We start from the raw sequence: 16479 nt of genomic DNA, 5'->3' as shown, positions 1-16479 counted from the left end.
AACAACTGTTTTTTACAATTTTTAGAACAAGAAAAGAAAAAGCTTTAGAATGTTATCAAATCAACACCCTAAAGCAATATTATACATATTAAAAGTACAGGAATTTACTGTTGCAATTAACAGTTGTTACTTGCAAACTACATTATAACGGAATAAAAATCACTGTCAATCCCTATCAATCAAGCACCTAGACAACATCACACCTTTTACTTTAACCTAAAATCAAAACCTCTTAAAAAACGGATATATCCCTATTTTTAACGATACAAAGATAATAAAAAAATTTTCATTTCGTAAATTTAACAAGCAAAAAAAACACTACCTCTCACATACAAACTATACGTCTCCCGCACTTTTTTGTTATAATAAATAAAGTTAAAAAATTAAAGGAGGTTCTTTATTTGCTTTTATATGGTGTTCCAGCATTTTTCTTTCTCATCTTTTTAATCTCTTATCTCCAAGATCGCAGAAAAATCATTAATGGCTTTTTATTTAATCTATTCTTATTCACCGCACTTATTTCTTTCATTATGATTGCCTATAGTTCTCAAAATGCTATTCTGGTAGGCATTAGCCTCATCATAATGATTGTCGGTGTTATGATTCTTTTATTCGGCGCCTTTATTCTCATGGTTGCTTCGTTCTGGAATGCACGGATTGTGATGAAAAAGGAAGGAAGAAGTCCAGCTAATCTATTAACTTTATTTTTAGGAATTGGCATATTAGCTATGTTAATGTTCTCATTCTTTAATGTCAGTGTCTTATTACCTGCCAATGTCACATTTATGATTGCCTATGTTTATCTTGTGATACTCTATTTCTTCTTTATTTTCGTCAATTTTTTGGTCGCTTCACTCATCTATCAATTCTATTCTCCGAAAAAGAATAAAGATTTTGTGATCGTTCTTGGAAGTGGCTTAATTAATGGCGAAATCGTTCCCCCTTTACTTGCCGCAAGAATTAATAAAGCTATCAATTTTTATCATAAACAAGAACAAGTAACAACACCACCAAAGCTACTTTTTTCAGGTGGACAAGGGCCTGATGAAAAATTATCAGAGGCCACTGCTATGCAAAAGTATGCACTCCTACAAGGCATTCCGTTTGAAGATACTTTAATTGAAGATCAGTCTAGAAATTCTTTTGAAAATATGAGCTTTTCTAAGAAAATTATGGATGACCGGATGCAAGGTAAACCCTATAAAAGTATTTTTTCAACCAATAATTACCATTTATTTAGAGCTGGCTTATATGCGAAGAAAGCTGGTCTAAAGAGTCAAGGAATTGGTGCAAAAACAGCCCTTTATTTTTGGCCAAATGCGATGTTAAGAGAATTTATTGCTGTTGTGATGATGCATAAAAAATGGCATATCATTCTGTTAGGTTTAGTTGGTTTAATGTTTCTTGCTATGCTATTAATTTCTAATGAAGTCATTGTTTAGCCAATCAAAAAAACTGCTCATCCTTTAAGAGAATGAGCAGTTTTTCAACCTTACTTAGACACAACAGAAATTCTTTCATGGAAGTGTTTTCCCTGTTCAATTTCATCTAGCATGGCAATCGCATAATCAGCATAGCTAATCGTACTTTCACCTTGACTATTTACCTGTAATAAATTACCACCCAATGTATAGCTACCCGTTCTTGCACCATCTGCAACAAACATTGCTGCTGGGCTCAGATACGTCCACAACACATCTTTAGTTCCTTCAAGTAAGTCTAATGCAGCCCCCATATTTTTAGCTGTTGGTAAAAAGGCAGCTGGAAAATCTGGTGTCTCCATCACACGGGCTGTTTCAGCTTCATCCACAAACAAGCTTCCAGCTCCACCCACAACAACTAAACGTGTGTGGTCATTGCCTTTTAAAAGTGTCAATAAATGTTCGATTGAAGTTTTGTGCATTTCTTCCTTGCCTGGTGCTGCATTAAATGCATCTACAACAACATCAAAACCAGCAAGATCTGCCGCCGTTAAATTATATAAATCCTTTTCCAAAATGGTAACATTTTCCTCACTAATTTTACTTGCAGTACGAACAATTGCTGTAACCTCATTGCCTCTGCTAAGTGCTTCTTTCATAATAAAATCTCCTGCTTTGCCACTTGCTCCAATAATACCTATTTTCATGATGATTCCCCCTATTTTTATTGTAACCATTTCGGTTACAGGATATTTAAAAAGAAAAGACTTCAGACGTATCCTATTTCTTTTCATTTGTTAACACATGGATTGATGCGATGATGTCAGCTAATGAAACATTTGCCAAACTTGCTTCCATCGCTTGCTGAGCCGCCAAAAGATGCCCTTCTAAAGCTTGTTGAATGGTTGCACCTACTGTACAAGTAAGATTTGTATCTTGATGCATCCCAAACAAAGTTGGTTGCTGAATCACAGCTCGATAAATGGCTAACAAGCTGATATCTTCTGGTGACCTTGTTAAAACAGCCCCAGCTACACCTGCTTTTGTGAGAATCAAATCCGCTTGCTTGAGCTGTCCCATAATGCGTCTAATCACCACAGGATTTGTATTGACACTTCCTGCAAGATAGGCTGAAGTCAGCTCTTTGTCTTTATTTAAAGCTAAAAGAGTCATGACGTGAACAGCTACAGTAAATTTTGTTGAAATTTCCATAATGATCACCTCTCTACTTGTAACCATTATAGTTACAAGTTATTCTTTTGTCAACTATTTGATTTTATCTTTTGGTTGATAAGCAGTTAAATCAATCTCAATTGGATTTTCCAAAGCTAAATCTGCCAGTAACTTCCCTGCATAAGGCCCAACCGTTAACCCAGAAGCACCCAAGCCATTAGCAAGAAAAATATGAGGTGCTGTTGGCAATGAACCTATCATTGGTGAAAAATCCGAAGTATAGGGTCTAGTGCCTACTGTCACTTGCTCAATAGTAGCTTCTGCCAGCATAGTAGAAAAAGGTGCAATATCGGCTTGAATTTCTTGGATGGCCTCCTCTGTAACGACTAAATCAAAGCCTTTTCCCTTCTCATGTGTCGCACCAATAATGACCTTTCCATCATCAAAAGGCACAATATTTTTTGTACTTGGCGGTAAAACAACAGGCCATTCATCCGTTTCCAGATTGGCTAATTGCAACACAAGCAGCTGACCTTTTTGAGCAATCACATCAGCTTCCAAATTTAACGGCACCAACAGCTCCTTCATCCAAGCACCATTCGCTAACAAAAGCACATCCCCATCATAGACTTCTCCTGCAACCTCAATTTTCTTTTGTTCATTAAAGATCGCTTTTCCTTCAACAAAGGTGGCACCAAATTGCGCAGCTCCTGCTCGTAGTGATTGAAGCAATGTCAGTCCTTCAATCCGAGCCCCGCCACTCACAAATAACCCATGATAATCCTGATTTAAAAAAGGTGCCTTTGTTTCTAGCTCTGCAGCAGAAAGTGGTGTGATTTCGCCGATTTCTGGCGCCTCCAGCCTTCTTTCCTCCGCAAGCAGACTCAGCAGCTCAATCTTCTCTACGCTGTCTCGTAGCAAGATAGCCCCATTTTGGCGATAGCTCGTATCTAACCCTGTATCTTTTTCTAGCATGGGAATCAATTCAGTATAATAACGTGCCCCATTTTTAGCTAAGGTATACCAAACCTTATTTCTTCTTTTAGAAAGCCAAGGACAAATAATCCCAGCTGCCGCTTGTGTTGCTTGCCCTTTTTCAGCTGCATCAATCACAATCACCTCTTGTGCGGCCTTAGCCAACAAATAAGCAGCCGTCATCCCAACAATACCGCCACCAACAATGATCATTTTTTTCTTCTTAGCCATCAGCCTGCTCCCCTTTTCTCACGAAATTATCTTAAATTTTTATAAAATCATTAGTAGATTCTTCATAAATAGATTATACTAGATTCTGTGTCATAATAAATAAAAAAATAAAGGACGTGAATTAATGGTTTTTTTTGAAATTTTAAAAGCCGTTCTTTTAGGAATTGTCGAAGGTGTTACTGAATGGTTACCAATCAGTAGTACAGGTCATATGATTTTATTTGATGAATTTATCAAATTAGATGCCTCAGATGCCTTCAAATCAATGTTTTTCGTTGTTATTCAATTAGGTGCCATTATGGCAGTCGTTGTACTGTATTTTAACAAATTGAATCCTTTCGGTGAATTTTGGCAACTCATCAAGAACTTTTATAACAAGGTATTCCGAAAGAAAAAAGTGGTACCAGCAACTATCGAAACAATTTCTTTATGGATGAAAGTTTTGGTTGCAACAATCCCTGCAGCAATTATTGGGCTAAAATTTGATGATGACATTGATCGTGTCTTCTATAATTACCTTACGGTTGCAATTACTTTAATCATCTACGGTGTGCTGTTCATTATCTTAGAGAACCGCAACAAAAACCGTCAAGCAAAAATCACAACATTTGCACAACTGTCTTACAAGACAGCTGCGTTGATTGGTGTGTTTCAAGTCCTAGCTTTAATTCCTGGAACCTCTCGTTCTGGCGCAACTATTTTAGGTGCGATTTTACTTGGAACCTCTCGCTTTATTGCGGCTGAATTTTCTTTCTTCTTAGCCATTCCAGTGATGTTTGGTGCAAGTGCATTGAAATTATTCAAATTTGGTCTAAGCTTTACAGGAATGGAAGTGGCGATACTTTTAACTGGAACAATCGTTTCCTTTATTGTGTCCATTATTGCGATTAAATTCTTAATGACTTACATTAAGAAAAATGACTTTAAAGCTTTTGGTTACTACCGCATTATTTTAGGTGTAATCGTGCTTGGTTATTTCTTATTATTTAGTCAATAACAAAAAAGCAGCTGAGAAAAATTTTCTCAGCTGTTTTTTAATGCAGTTAGCTCTTCATCAGTCAACGCACGATATGCACCAAGCTCTAAGGTTTCATCTAATTGCAAAGTCCCCATTGAAATCCGTTTTAGATACAAGACTTGCTTGCCACAAGCTTCAAACATCCGTTTTACTTGATGATACTTTCCTTCTTGGATAATGACCTCAATATCAGAATAACCATCCACAACTTGCCGTACACTTAATTGTGCGGCTTTACAAGTATACCCATCCTTTAGCGTCACACCATTTGCAAAAAAATCAATATCAGTTGCAGTCACTTCACCACGCACTTTTGCAAGATAACATTTATCCACATGCTTTTTGGGAGATAATAATTGATGAGACAATGTGCCATCATTGGTTAAAAGTAATAAGCCTTCTGTATCCTTATCTAATCTGCCTACTGGAAATGGTGCTAGTACACAATCGCGTTGATCTAATAAATCAATTACGGTTTCATGCTCACGATCTTCAGTCGCACTGATTACTCCTTGTGGTTTATTTAACATCAAATAAATAAACTCCTGATAATGCACCTGTTCCCCTGAAACAACCACCATATCTTTTTCTGGATTCACTTGAAACTTTCCATCCTTTTGAATGGTCTGATTCACTAAAACTTGGCCCGACTTTAATAATGGCTTAATTGATTTTCTTGTACCAAATCCTGTATGAGTCAATAACTTATCTAAACGCATCACTTCTACTCCTTTTTGAAAGAAAGACACCTCCCAATTGAATTGAAAGGTGTTCATTCATTTATTTATTTGATCTTTAATTTTCTTCTTAAACCAGCCACTTTATCACCTAGCAACTTATCAGCTAATCTGATTTTCAGCGCTAAATAGCCATAGGTTCCACCTGCTACAGCTACACATAGCATCACTAAAATAAAGGCTTGTCCACGAGAGGCTTCATTTAAAAACCAACCAAAAATCATTTTAGCAAGCAAGGTCACAATCAGCATAATGGCCGTCATCAAAATAATCAGCAAGATCCGCTTCAGCATTAATTTAAACTGCATATTTAATTTTGATTTCAACGACATGGCAATCATGATACAAGATACAGTAAACCCAAAACTGGTTGATAAAATAATACCGTACTCTTTGAACATGAAAACAAGGGGATACTGTGTGATCATTTTCACCACAATTCCCACACCAAGCGCTAAAATAGAGAATTTTTGTTGCTCGACACCTTGTGCAATTGAGGCAATTAGGGTAAATAAGCCAAGTAAAATACTGGATATACTAGCAGCAATTAATACCCACTCACCATTTGCACTATAGCCATAAAAAATCGTGTACATTGGTCCAGCAATGGCTGCCATCCCAAAAGCAGCAGGTAGCATCACAAAGAAAAACAATTGAATGGCTTCAGACACTTGGGTTCTCACAGCACCGATTTTACCATTTGTATAGGACTCTGTAATTAATGGTAAAACAGTTGTAGCAATTGCAATGGCTAAGGAGATAATAATCATAATTAATTTATTGGTATTAAAATTCACGATACCAAACGTTACCTCTGCGGTTTTAGTGGCAATCCCAACCGAATCCGTCATAATCTTTACAAAAGAAAACTGATCAATTTGTTGATAAATAGGAATGGCTGTTCCAACTAAAATAAACGGAATCGCTGTAGCAATCATTTCTTTAAAAATTTCCATTGTTGAAAAGTCCATCTGATTGCGACTCTCCATCAGATTTCGCTCCAAACTTGGCTTCGCTTTGACCCAGTAATAAAACAATAAACCACAGCTAAAAAGTGCGCCTATAAAAGCAGCAAATGTTGATGCTGTAACAGCGTCAACCACTTGACCATTCCACAACTTCATAATGGTAAAAGTTGCACCTAGCATAAAAATAACACGGAAAATTTGCTCAATCATTTGAGAGGTGGCTGATGGCACCATGTTTTGATACCCCTGGAAATACCCTCGTACCAAACTCATAGCTGGAATCACTAGCAATGCCCAGCTAAGAGAACGAATCACCTTTGCTACATCTGTAATTGGAAAAAGCGTATCGGTTTTCCCTGCCACAGTCCACTTAGCAATCATTTCTGCACCAAAGAACATCACAAGGAAGCAAATAATCCCTGTCCCAATCATTAAAAGTAATCCTTGCCTAAATAACTTATTACTTGTTTTATATTCACCGACTGCATTATACCGTGCAACCTGCTTGGCAATAGCTGATGGAATCCCTGCTGATGCAATACTAAGAAAAATCGTATAGGGAACATAACCATAGCCGAATAAAGTATTGGCGCCAGAATCTTTCCCTAACCAAATTAACCAAGGAATGACATAAATCGCACCTAATATTCTAGAAAACATCGAACCTGCAGTCATCCAGGCCGAGCCACTAATCATTTTTTGTTTTGAAGTTTTTGCTTCTGTCGTATTTATATTATTAGAACGGGAATCTTGCATACACAAATCCTACTCTCATCTTTATTTTCTGTCTTTATATATGATACGCTGAATCTCGTTTTCATGCAATCCTTTCTCTAATTTTAAATAAAATATTAAGGTTTCATGTACGATTTTTCTTCAAATAAATCGGTTCCTTATCCTACCAAGCTTGATTCACTCTAGCTTAGCCCACAAAAAAGAATATGCTTGACCTGTAATGGATTACATATGTTATATTGAAACCGTATTCAAATTCAACAAAATTGAGAGGGGTCTATCAAATGACAGAATTAAAAGCAACATTTCCTAAAGGATTTTTATGGGGTGGCGCAACTGCTGCAAACCAATTTGAAGGTGCTTATTTAGAAGGAGGAAAAGGGCTAACCATTGCTGATATCTCTCCAGGTGGGAAAGAAAGAATGGCGCTTCTACGATCAAATGATTATCCACTAGAAATTAATGAAGCTAAATATACCTATCCAAACCACGTAGGAATTGATTTCTACCATCGCTATCAAGAAGATATTGCGTTATTTGCAGAAATGGGCTTTAAAACCTTTAGAATGTCTATTTCATGGGCACGTATTTTCCCTAATGGAGATGATGCAGAGCCTAATGAAGCAGGCCTACAATATTATGAAAATGTCATTGATGAATTAAAAAAACACAATATTGAACCAACTATTACCATTTCTCATTATGAAACACCTTTACATTTAGTCAAAGAATATGGTGGTTGGAAAAACCGTCAATTAATTGATCTATTTGAAAAATATGCCCGTACAATCTTAGAACGATTCCATAAAAAAGTTACTTATTGGATGACCTTCAATGAAATCAACACAGGTATTCTAGGTTCTTTCTTTACCTTAGGTATGCGTAATGAATCTCTACAAAATAATTTTCAAGCATTACACAACCAATTTGTTGCGAGCTCAAAAGCAGTCAAGATTGCGCATGAACTAAATCCTGATATAAAAATTGGCTGTATGAGTATTTACGCAACCATGTATGCCTATGATTCAAACCCTGATAATGTCATGGGAATGGTCGAAGAAAATCGTATGTTTAACTATTTCTGTAATGATGTTCAAGTCCGCGGGGAATATCCAACTTATGCGTTAAAATATTTTGAACGTAACAATATTACCTTAGACATCCAACCTGGGGAATTAGACTTAATGAAGGAACATACTGTAGATTATCTTTCGTTTAGTTACTATATGTCATCAGCCTTTTCTAAGAACCCTGAGCACTCAGATAAATCTCAAGGAAACTTCTTTGGTGGTGTCAAAAATCCTTTCCTAGAAGCAAGTGAATGGGGTTGGGAAATTGATCCTGTTGGGTTGCGTATTGCTTTATGTGACTTATATGGTCGTTATGGTGTCCCATTATACATCTCTGAAAATGGCTTAGGTGCAATTGATCAACCAGATGCAAATTTCTATGTTACAGATGATTATCGGATTGATTATCTAAGAAAACATATTGAAGAAATGGAAAAAGCCATTCGTCTTGATGGCGTTGATTTATTTGCGTATACACCTTGGGGCTGTATTGATTTAGTCAGTGCTTCAACTGGGGAAATGGCCAAACGCTATGGCTTCATTTATGTTGACTTAGATGATGAGGGTAACGGAACCATGAACCGCTATAAGAAAAAATCATTTGATTGGTATCAACAAGTCATTGCAACAAATGGCGCAAATTTAGCGAATAATTAATATGCATGAAAAAAACCAACATCATTTTTTAACAAGTGATGTTGGTCTTTTCAATTTGATGAATCTATTATTCATATCTTAAAGATTCAATTGGATCAAGTTTTGCTGCACGGCGCGCTGGTAAAGTTCCAGCTAAGAAAGCAATCGCCATGATGATTAAAATAATCGCACCTGATGAACTCCAAGAGAATTGAATCAAGGTAAATCCAGTTAATGAGCTAAGGAAAGAATCCGAAGCAATCCCATTCACAAGATTACCTACTCCAGCTGCACCCAAAATTCCTAAAACAGAACCTAAAAATCCGATTAAAGCAGCTTCAATACTAAAGATTGAGAATACTTTCCCACTGCTTAAGCCCATTGCTTTCATTAAACCAATTTCTCTTGTACGTTCTTGTACAGACATAAATAATGTATTCACAATCCCAAAGCTAGCTGCTAACAAAGCAATGGCACCAAACATTGTCAGAACACCTGTAATGGCATTGATAATATTACGAATCATCCCAATCTCATCGTCAACAGTCTGCCCTGCATAGCCAGCCTCACCTAAACGTTCTTTTAAGTCAGCAATCTCTTTATCTGAAGAGTAAGTTGCTTTGTCCATTGTAGCAACTACCATCCCATATTGACCTAGCATAGATTCAGGTAAACCTTGCTCACCAATAGCAGATAACTCATCAATCAACGCTTGATTTAATAAAGAATTTCCGCCTTGCATTAAACTCTGATTACGAACACCAACAATTTTAGCTTCAACAATCGTTTCTTCACCTGTTGCACTAGCAGTCGTGCTTAACTTAACTGTTTTCCCAACTGCATCTTCAGCAGATTTATAACCAAGAGACTTGACAAATTCAGGTGCTAAATTAATTTCAAAATCTTTAGACTCTTGATTCACACTTTTTCCTGCTTCAAGATCAACTTCAAGACTACCTAAAATCGGCATTGAAGAAAAGACATATTTTTCATCACTTGCTCCCGATATATAATTGATTGAATAAGACTTCACAGAATCTGCATCTTTCATGCCATCCATTTCTTTAATCGTTTCAACATCTTTATCATTTAAAGTAGCATTTTGACTCATTGTTGAAGTTTTCTTCTCTGGATCATATTTTTGTGGTTCATCAGTATTTCCCATACTAACCGTTGCTTTAGGTGAAATGAGCATCATATCATCACCACCAACACCACTTACTTGCTTATCAATATAATCATTTACACCAATATTCACACCATTTGTTAATGCAATGGTAAATGAACCAATAAAAATTGCAACAATCGTCAAAATTGTTCTACCTTTATTACGCATTAAATTTGTACATGCAGATTTTAAAATATCACCAAATTTCATTTATTTCACGTCCTTTACAATGTTGCCATCTATAATATGAATTTGACGGTCACAGCGAGCTGCCAACTCATCATCATGGGTTACAATAATTAAAGTAATCCCTTGTTTTTTATTTAAATCAAACAAGATTTGCTCTACTTTTACCCCTGTCTTTGAATCTAGGTTTCCTGTTGGCTCATCCGCAAAAATGATTTGTGGATTATTGACTAAAGCACGCGCAATACAAACACGTTGCTTTTGTCCACCTGATAAATCATTGGCTTTATTAGAGGCTTTATCATCTAATTCAACTTCCTTTAAGGCTGCCATTGCCATCTTTTTACGTTTACCAGCTGAAATGCCTGCTATTTTTAAAGGAAGCATCACATTGTTTAAAACCGTATCCTTGGTGTTCATAAAGAATTGTTGAAAAACAAACCCAAATGATTCATTTCTTAATTTATTCAATTCTTTTGTTTTAATATTTGTTGTATTTTGATCGTTTAATAAGATTTCCCCTGAACTAGGGTGATCTAATAAGGCTAAAAGATGCATTAATGTAGACTTTCCTGAACCACTTTTCCCAACAATTGCCACGGATTCTCCTTTTTCAATTTTTACATCTACACCTTTTAAAGCTTCAAACTTTGATTCATTTTTACCATAGCTTCTTTTTAAGTTTTTTGCTTCTATGACTGACATACTATCCCTCCAATAATTTGATTTTTTTGCAAGTAATGATGATGGCTATGTATATTTATTATCGCCTTGCGTCTATCACACTATCTTATTCTGAGGGAATACCATCTCTTTGTCATGGGACCAGAGTTGTATTTATTCAGTGTCCCAAGACGGATTGATTTTGGAAAAAAAGTACGCTCTGATACGCTAAAAAACAAAATCTACTATTTGTATCTAACTAAAAAACAAAGAACAGTTGCAGACTACTTTTATAGGTAGCCTTCAACTGTTCTTTAGCTGTTACATTTTACTATTATTTTAGACTAAACTGCCAACCAATACCAAATTTATCAATCACATGTCCATATTTATCTGACCAAAAAGTTTTTTCCAAGGGCATGATAATTTTGCCTTCTTTTGCTAAGGCGTTAAATTGACGAGTGAGCTTTACTTCATCTGTTGTATCAATCACTAAAGTAATATTATCCCCTGGTTGATAAGAAACACCCATCCCTTCTGGAATATCAGAAAACATGATTGCTGTCCCCTCTACTTCAAGATTTGCATTGAGCACCAATTGCTTCGTTGCATCATCCATTGGCAGCTTACCATCTGATGGCATATCCCCATAAGTCATCAAGCCTGTACAAGTTGTCTCAAAGACTTTTTCATAAAACGCAATTGCTTCCTTTGATTCATTTCTAAAGTTTAAATAAACCGCTAAAGGCACTAAAATCTCCCCCATTCCCCATTTTTATCCTTGCTTTTTACAGCGTCAGTATAGCATGTGACAACTTGAAATTCGAATAGTTTGTACTAAAAAACTCCCTTTTTGCAAAGGGAGTTTTGATTTTTAGCATTAATTCGCAACAATATTCACTAGTTTACCAGGAACGGCAATGACTTTACGCACTGTTTTCCCTGCAATTGCTTGAGCAATTTGCTCATTTTCAAGTGCTAATTTTTCCATCTCTTCTTTTGCCATATCTTTTGAAACATGAACCTTAGCTTTTAATTTTCCATTTACTTGGAAAATCACTTCTACTTCATCTTCCACTAAATATTGTGCATCAAAGGCTGGCCATGGTACATAAGTTAAGCTGCCTTCATTTCCAAGAATTGACCATAGCTCTTCACTAATATGAGGGGCAATTGGTGCTAATAATTTTACAAAGCCTTCGATATAAGCAATTGGTAATGCATTTGCTTTATAGGCTTCATTCACAAATATCATTAATTGTGAAATGCCTGTATTAAAGCGCATGGCTTCATAGTCTTCTGTCACTTTTTTCACTGTTTGATGATAAACCTTATCTAAGCTGCCATCATTAAAGGTTGTAATACGGTCGCGCATTTTGCCCTCTTCATCAACAATCAAGCGCCAGACACGATCTAAGAATTTGCGGCTACCCTCAAGTCCATTTTCACTCCAAGCAATTGAAGCATCCAATGGTCCCATAAACATTTCATATAGGCGTAGCGTATCTGCACCATATTTTTCAACAACATCATCAGGATTCACAACATTTCCTTTTGATTTAGACATCTTCTCGTTGTTTGCACCTAAAATCATGCCTTGATTATATAATTTTTGGAATGGTTCCTTCGTTGAAACAACACCAATATCATACAAGAATTTATGCCAGAAGCGCGCATATAATAAGTGAAGTACCGCATGCTCTGCGCCACCAATATAAATATCAACAGGCAGCCAACGCTCTAGCTTCTCTTTGCTAGCAATCGCTTCTTTATTATGTGGATCAATATAGCGCAAGTAATACCATGAGCTACCCGCCCATTGTGGCATTGTATTGGTTTCACGACGTCCTTTTTTCCCAGTTTCAGGATCAACAACATTCACCCAATCCGCAATATTTGCTAATGGTGATTCACCCGTTCCACTAGGCTTAATTTCAGTTGTTTTTGGTAAAATAAGTGGTAATTCCTCTTCTGGAATCGTTGTTGTTGTTCCATCTTCCCAGTGAATAACAGGAATTGGCTCACCCCAATAACGTTGACGAGAGAATAACCAATCACGTAAACGATAAGAAACCTCTTTCTTCCCAACTTGCTGCTCTTCCAACCAATTAATCGCAGTTGTAATCGCTTCTTCTTTGCCCATTCCATCTAAAAATTCAGAGTGAATATGTGGCCCATCACCAGTAAATGGCTCTTTTGTAACATCGCCACCCTCTAACACTGGCAAGATTTCTAAATCAAAAGTTTTAGCGAAGTCATAATCACGTTCATCATGAGCAGGTACCGCCATAATTGCGCCAGTCCCATATGAAATCAAGACATAATCAGCAATCCAAATCGGAATTTTTTTACCATTCACTGGATTGATTGCATAAGCGCCAGTAAATACCCCTGTTTTTTCTTTCGCTAAATCCGTACGATCTAAATCATTTTTCAGCTCTGCCTGCTTCACATAATCTAGCACAGCAGCTGATTGTTCATCAGTCATAATTTCCTTCACAAGCTCATGCTCTGGCGCTAATACCGCATAAGTCGCACCAAACAACGTATCTGGACGTGTCGTGAAAACAGTAAAGTCTTTCTCAGTATCAGCTATTTTAAAGGTAACATTTGCTCCTTCAGAGCGACCAATCCAATTGCGTTGCATATCTTTAATACTTTCAGGCCAATCCACTTCTTCTAAATCATCAATTAAACGATCCGCATATGCTGTGATTTTCAGCATCCATTGACGCATCGGCTTACGATAAACAGTATAGCCGCCACGTTCACTTTTCCCATCAATGACTTCTTCATTAGAAATAACCGTTCCAAGCTCTGGTACCCAGTTGACTGCTACCTCAGCTTCATAGGCTAAGCCTTTTTCAAATAATTTTGTGAAAATCCACTGCGTCCATTTATAATAACTTGGGTCAGTCGTATTGATTTCACGGTTCCAATCATAGCTGAAACCTAAAGAATTAATTTGACGACGAAACGTTTCAATATTGTGCTTCGTAAATTCAGCTGGGTCATTTCCAGTATCTAAAGCATATTGTTCCGCAGGTAAACCAAAAGCATCCCATCCCATTGGATGCAGCACATTAAACCCTTGCATCCGTTTCATTCTTGAAAGAATATCTGTTGCTGTATACCCTTCTGGATGCCCTACATGCAAGCCTTGACCAGATGGATATGGGAACATATCTAATGCATAAAAATTTTCTTTATTTGAATCTTCTGTTGTATTAAAACAGTTATGACCTGCCCAATATTTTTGCCACTTTTTCTCGATTTGTTGATGATTGTAACTCATTTTTGTAACATCCCCTCTTCAATTAAAATAAAAAAATTCGTCTTATGATAGCCAAACAAAATAAACTTGTTTCGTTATCATAGGACGAATGTCTTCGTGGTACCACCTATATTTATCATGAAGCTTCATGATCTCATCTTACTCTTAACGCGAGCGACACGCCCTAACCTACTTTATTTTTCAACTAGGGAACCTTAAAGGCGAGTTCATAAGTTTTTTTTATGCATTTCCACCAACCATGCACTCTCTAACAAAAATCGCTTACTACTAATCCTTCGCATTGTTTCTATTCGATATTGCCTTTAGTTTACCAAATTTAAAGTAAAGGTGCAACAATCCTTTAGAGACTATTGAAAAAAATAACTGACTTTAAATTGATCATGATGAAGTCAAAAATCTTTATAAAAAAAGTTCCTTCATATTGCTTTCTTTTCCTTTTTGGCTTATGATACTTTAGTCATTAATAAGACTAGTTGAAAGGAGATGGCTCATGATGAAAGAACTGATAAAACGTACATATTTACAATATCAAACCTTTTTAACCTACGCTTTTTGGGGTATTTTCGCGACAGGTATTAATATTGTGACTTATTTTTTATTTGCCAATATTCTCCATCTTTCTGTGATTACTAGTAATATTGGTGCTTGGATTTTGACCACTATCTTCGGCTTCATTACCAGTCGTCATCGTGTCTTCAAAAGTGAGACTACTGGTTTTAAAAACATTTGGCATGAATGGATTCAGTTTGCTTCATTTAGAGGAACTTCCCTGCTAGCTGATACTTGCACCATGTGGCTAACAATTGAAATCTTAGGCTGGCACGCACTTATTGCGAAAACACTGGCCAATTTAATTGCTGCATTAATTAATTATTCTACTTCTAAAAGAATTGTCTTTAAGAATCAAAACCGGAGTGGCGAAGATATCCGCAAACGTTTGATTAATGCTGAAAATAAATAAACCGCTGTACTTCCAATAACATTTCAACTAAAATAAATGTTATTGGAAGTATTTTTTCTTATCCAAAAGAACGGAGGAAGACTCATGAAAGATTGGTTCACAATAGAAGAAATTGACAGCAATACTTTTGCGATTAGTGAATATCAACATTGGGAGCAAACGCATTGTTACTTATTAAATGGAGAAACATCAAGCCTTTTAATTGATACTGGCTTAGGAGTTGCAAATATGAAAGAGATTGTCGCTTCATTAACTAAAAACCCTATCCAAGTTGTCACAACTCATGTACATTGGGATCATATTGGAGGTCATCGCTACTTTCAAAATATCGCTGTACATAAGGAAGAAGAAAGCTGGCTTACTGAAAAATTCCCGGTGCCGTTAGCAGGTGTTAAGAGCAACTTATTACATAAACCTTGTGATTTTCCAGTTGGCTTTGATTCTGAACAATATGAAATTTTCCAAGGTCAACCAAGCAGAATCCTAGCAGATGGCGACATGATTCATTTAGGTAGTCGTCTCATAAAGGTTATCCATACACCAGGTCATTCACCTGGACACCTCTGCTTCTATGAAGCAGAAACTGGCTATTTATTTACAGGTGATTTAGTCTATACAGGTAAGCTTGACGCTTTTTATCCAACAACCAATCCTGTAGATTTTATGCATTCTATCAAAAAAATAAAAGCGTTACATCCTCAAAAAATCTTTCCTGGTCATTTTGAGTTATCTCCTGACCCTGCTATTATTGAAGCTATTGACCAAGCTTTTACAGAGCTTGCTACCCAAAATAAATTGAAGCAAGGGAATGGCATTTTTAAATATGAACAGTTCAGTCTCCATCTATAAAACAAAAACAGACCAAGCCCTAAAGCTTCGTCTGTTTTTTTGCCTTCAAATTCAAACTTACACCATCTATACATCAACTTCATATATGCTTCATATTGGTTCGTTATACTAAGCTCAATTCAAAGAAAGAAAGACTAACTATATAAAGTCAAGCCAATATACTGAAAAATGAGTAAGCAGAATAATAGAAATAAGTGCACAACAAATAGACCTTGCTAAGCAATAATTTAAATTGTTCTATTGCCGAATTTCATAGGCTTCATTTTTCTTTAAAATGGCAAAAATAATATAGCAGAGCTTTCTAGAGACAGCGCCAAGTGCTGTGAGATGATGTTTTCCTTCGGAACGTTTCTTCTCATAAAAAGCTTTCAAGACAGGATCATGTTGTGAAGC

Annotated in this window: 14 protein-coding genes, 1 pseudogene and 1 other annotated feature; of the genes and pseudogenes, 5 read left to right on the top strand and 10 right to left on the bottom strand. The window is 36.3% G+C overall.

Going from position 1 to position 16479, the window contains the following annotated elements:
* Positions 1-401 precede the first annotated feature (401 nt).
* A complete protein-coding gene (locus tag BMW29_RS13460; RefSeq protein ID WP_092654246.1) occupies positions 402-1442 on the top strand; it encodes a YdcF family protein in 1041 nt (346 codons plus the stop codon).
* A gap of 50 nt (positions 1443-1492) precedes the next feature.
* Here the strand turns inward: BMW29_RS13460 and BMW29_RS13455 are convergent, their stop codons facing one another.
* The 3 genes from BMW29_RS13455 to BMW29_RS13445 all read right to left on the bottom strand — a co-directional run bounded on the left by BMW29_RS13455 (position 1493) and on the right by BMW29_RS13445 (position 3800).
* A complete protein-coding gene (locus tag BMW29_RS13455) occupies positions 1493-2128 on the bottom strand; it encodes an NAD(P)-dependent oxidoreductase (protein WP_092654243.1) in 636 nt (211 codons plus the stop codon).
* A gap of 73 nt (positions 2129-2201) precedes the next feature.
* Positions 2202-2633: an Rrf2 family transcriptional regulator gene (locus BMW29_RS13450; protein ID WP_092654241.1), complete on the bottom strand. Its 432-nt coding sequence runs from the start codon at positions 2631-2633 to the stop codon at positions 2202-2204.
* Positions 2634-2687: 54 nt separating this feature from the next.
* Positions 2688-3800 (bottom strand): NAD(P)/FAD-dependent oxidoreductase, encoded by a 1113-nt coding sequence (locus BMW29_RS13445; RefSeq protein ID WP_092654239.1) that lies wholly within the window; start codon positions 3798-3800, stop codon positions 2688-2690.
* A 124-nt stretch (positions 3801-3924) separates the two neighbouring features.
* Here BMW29_RS13445 and BMW29_RS13440 point away from each other — a divergent pair, with 124 nt between their 5' ends.
* The gene (locus BMW29_RS13440; RefSeq protein WP_092654238.1) at positions 3925-4797 is read left to right on the top strand and encodes an undecaprenyl-diphosphate phosphatase; all 873 of its coding nucleotides are present in this window, start codon (positions 3925-3927) and stop codon (positions 4795-4797) included.
* 26 nt (positions 4798-4823) lie between these two features.
* On the opposite strand, the gene BMW29_RS13435 is transcribed toward BMW29_RS13440, so the two are convergent.
* Both BMW29_RS13435 and BMW29_RS13430 read right to left on the bottom strand, forming a co-directional pair.
* Positions 4824-5537, bottom strand: coding sequence for a pseudouridine synthase (locus BMW29_RS13435; protein ID WP_092654236.1), 714 nt, complete (start codon positions 5535-5537; stop codon positions 4824-4826).
* A gap of 65 nt (positions 5538-5602) precedes the next feature.
* Positions 5603-7279 (bottom strand): putative polysaccharide biosynthesis protein, encoded by a 1677-nt coding sequence (locus BMW29_RS13430; RefSeq protein ID WP_092654234.1) that lies wholly within the window; start codon positions 7277-7279, stop codon positions 5603-5605.
* Between the two features lie 263 nt (positions 7280-7542).
* Here BMW29_RS13430 and BMW29_RS13425 point away from each other — a divergent pair, with 263 nt between their 5' ends.
* Positions 7543-8985 carry a glycoside hydrolase family 1 protein gene (locus BMW29_RS13425; protein ID WP_092654232.1) on the top strand — a complete coding sequence of 481 codons (1443 nt, stop codon included), beginning with the start codon at positions 7543-7545 and terminating at the stop codon, positions 8983-8985.
* Positions 8986-9052: 67 nt separating this feature from the next.
* Here the strand turns inward: BMW29_RS13425 and BMW29_RS13420 are convergent, their stop codons facing one another.
* The 4 genes from BMW29_RS13420 to leuS all read right to left on the bottom strand — a co-directional run bounded on the left by BMW29_RS13420 (position 9053) and on the right by leuS (position 14276).
* Entirely contained in the window at positions 9053-10342 is a 1290-nt protein-coding gene (locus BMW29_RS13420; protein ID WP_092654230.1) for an ABC transporter permease, read from the bottom strand.
* A complete protein-coding gene (locus tag BMW29_RS13415) occupies positions 10343-11023 on the bottom strand; it encodes an ABC transporter ATP-binding protein (RefSeq protein ID WP_092654228.1) in 681 nt (226 codons plus the stop codon).
* 292 nt (positions 11024-11315) lie between these two features.
* Entirely contained in the window at positions 11316-11747 is a 432-nt protein-coding gene (locus BMW29_RS13410) for a VOC family protein (protein WP_218139672.1), read from the bottom strand.
* A gap of 114 nt (positions 11748-11861) precedes the next feature.
* Positions 11862-14276 carry a leucine--tRNA ligase gene (gene leuS, locus BMW29_RS13405; RefSeq protein ID WP_092654226.1) on the bottom strand — a complete coding sequence of 805 codons (2415 nt, stop codon included), beginning with the start codon at positions 14274-14276 and terminating at the stop codon, positions 11862-11864.
* Positions 14277-14353: 77 nt separating this feature from the next.
* Positions 14354-14566, bottom strand: a binding site (T-box leader).
* Positions 14567-14766: 200 nt separating this feature from the next.
* Here leuS and BMW29_RS13400 point away from each other — a divergent pair.
* Both BMW29_RS13400 and BMW29_RS13395 read left to right on the top strand, forming a co-directional pair.
* Positions 14767-15237, top strand: coding sequence for a GtrA family protein (locus BMW29_RS13400; protein WP_092654224.1), 471 nt, complete (start codon positions 14767-14769; stop codon positions 15235-15237).
* Positions 15238-15321: 84 nt separating this feature from the next.
* Positions 15322-16086 carry an MBL fold metallo-hydrolase gene (locus tag BMW29_RS13395; protein ID WP_092654222.1) on the top strand — a complete coding sequence of 255 codons (765 nt, stop codon included), beginning with the start codon at positions 15322-15324 and terminating at the stop codon, positions 16084-16086.
* Positions 16087-16323: 237 nt separating this feature from the next.
* On the opposite strand, the pseudogene BMW29_RS13905 reads toward BMW29_RS13395, so the two are convergent.
* A pseudogene (locus BMW29_RS13905) lies at positions 16324-16479 on the bottom strand (IS110 family transposase); the annotation flags it as partial.

The organism is Isobaculum melis (assembly GCF_900111355.1).
GTDB lineage: Bacteria > Bacillota > Bacilli > Lactobacillales > Carnobacteriaceae > Isobaculum > Isobaculum melis.
The sequence above is the reverse complement of the archived record's forward strand: the minus strand, read 5'-3'. Positions and strand labels throughout refer to the sequence as shown.

Coding starts and splice junctions, on each gene's coding strand:
- BMW29_RS13455 (WP_092654243.1), bottom strand. CDS start 2,128: ATGAAAATAGGTATTATTGGAGCAAGTGGCAAAGCAGGAGATTTTATT.
- BMW29_RS13450 (WP_092654241.1), bottom strand. CDS start 2,633: ATGGAAATTTCAACAAAATTTACTGTAGCTGTTCACGTCATGACTCTT.
- BMW29_RS13430 (WP_092654234.1), bottom strand. CDS start 7,279: ATGCAAGATTCCCGTTCTAATAATATAAATACGACAGAAGCAAAAACT.
- BMW29_RS13440 (WP_092654238.1), top strand. CDS start 3,925: ATGGTTTTTTTTGAAATTTTAAAAGCCGTTCTTTTAGGAATTGTCGAA.
- BMW29_RS13410 (WP_218139672.1), bottom strand. CDS start 11,747: ATGGGGGAGATTTTAGTGCCTTTAGCGGTTTATTTAAACTTTAGAAAT.
- leuS (WP_092654226.1), bottom strand. CDS start 14,276: ATGAGTTACAATCATCAACAAATCGAGAAAAAGTGGCAAAAATATTGG.
- BMW29_RS13415 (WP_092654228.1), bottom strand. CDS start 11,023: ATGTCAGTCATAGAAGCAAAAAACTTAAAAAGAAGCTATGGTAAAAAT.
- BMW29_RS13395 (WP_092654222.1), top strand. CDS start 15,322: ATGAAAGATTGGTTCACAATAGAAGAAATTGACAGCAATACTTTTGCG.
- BMW29_RS13435 (WP_092654236.1), bottom strand. CDS start 5,537: ATGCGTTTAGATAAGTTATTGACTCATACAGGATTTGGTACAAGAAAA.
- BMW29_RS13445 (WP_092654239.1), bottom strand. CDS start 3,800: ATGGCTAAGAAGAAAAAAATGATCATTGTTGGTGGCGGTATTGTTGGG.
- BMW29_RS13420 (WP_092654230.1), bottom strand. CDS start 10,342: ATGAAATTTGGTGATATTTTAAAATCTGCATGTACAAATTTAATGCGT.
- BMW29_RS13400 (WP_092654224.1), top strand. CDS start 14,767: ATGATGAAAGAACTGATAAAACGTACATATTTACAATATCAAACCTTT.
- BMW29_RS13425 (WP_092654232.1), top strand. CDS start 7,543: ATGACAGAATTAAAAGCAACATTTCCTAAAGGATTTTTATGGGGTGGC.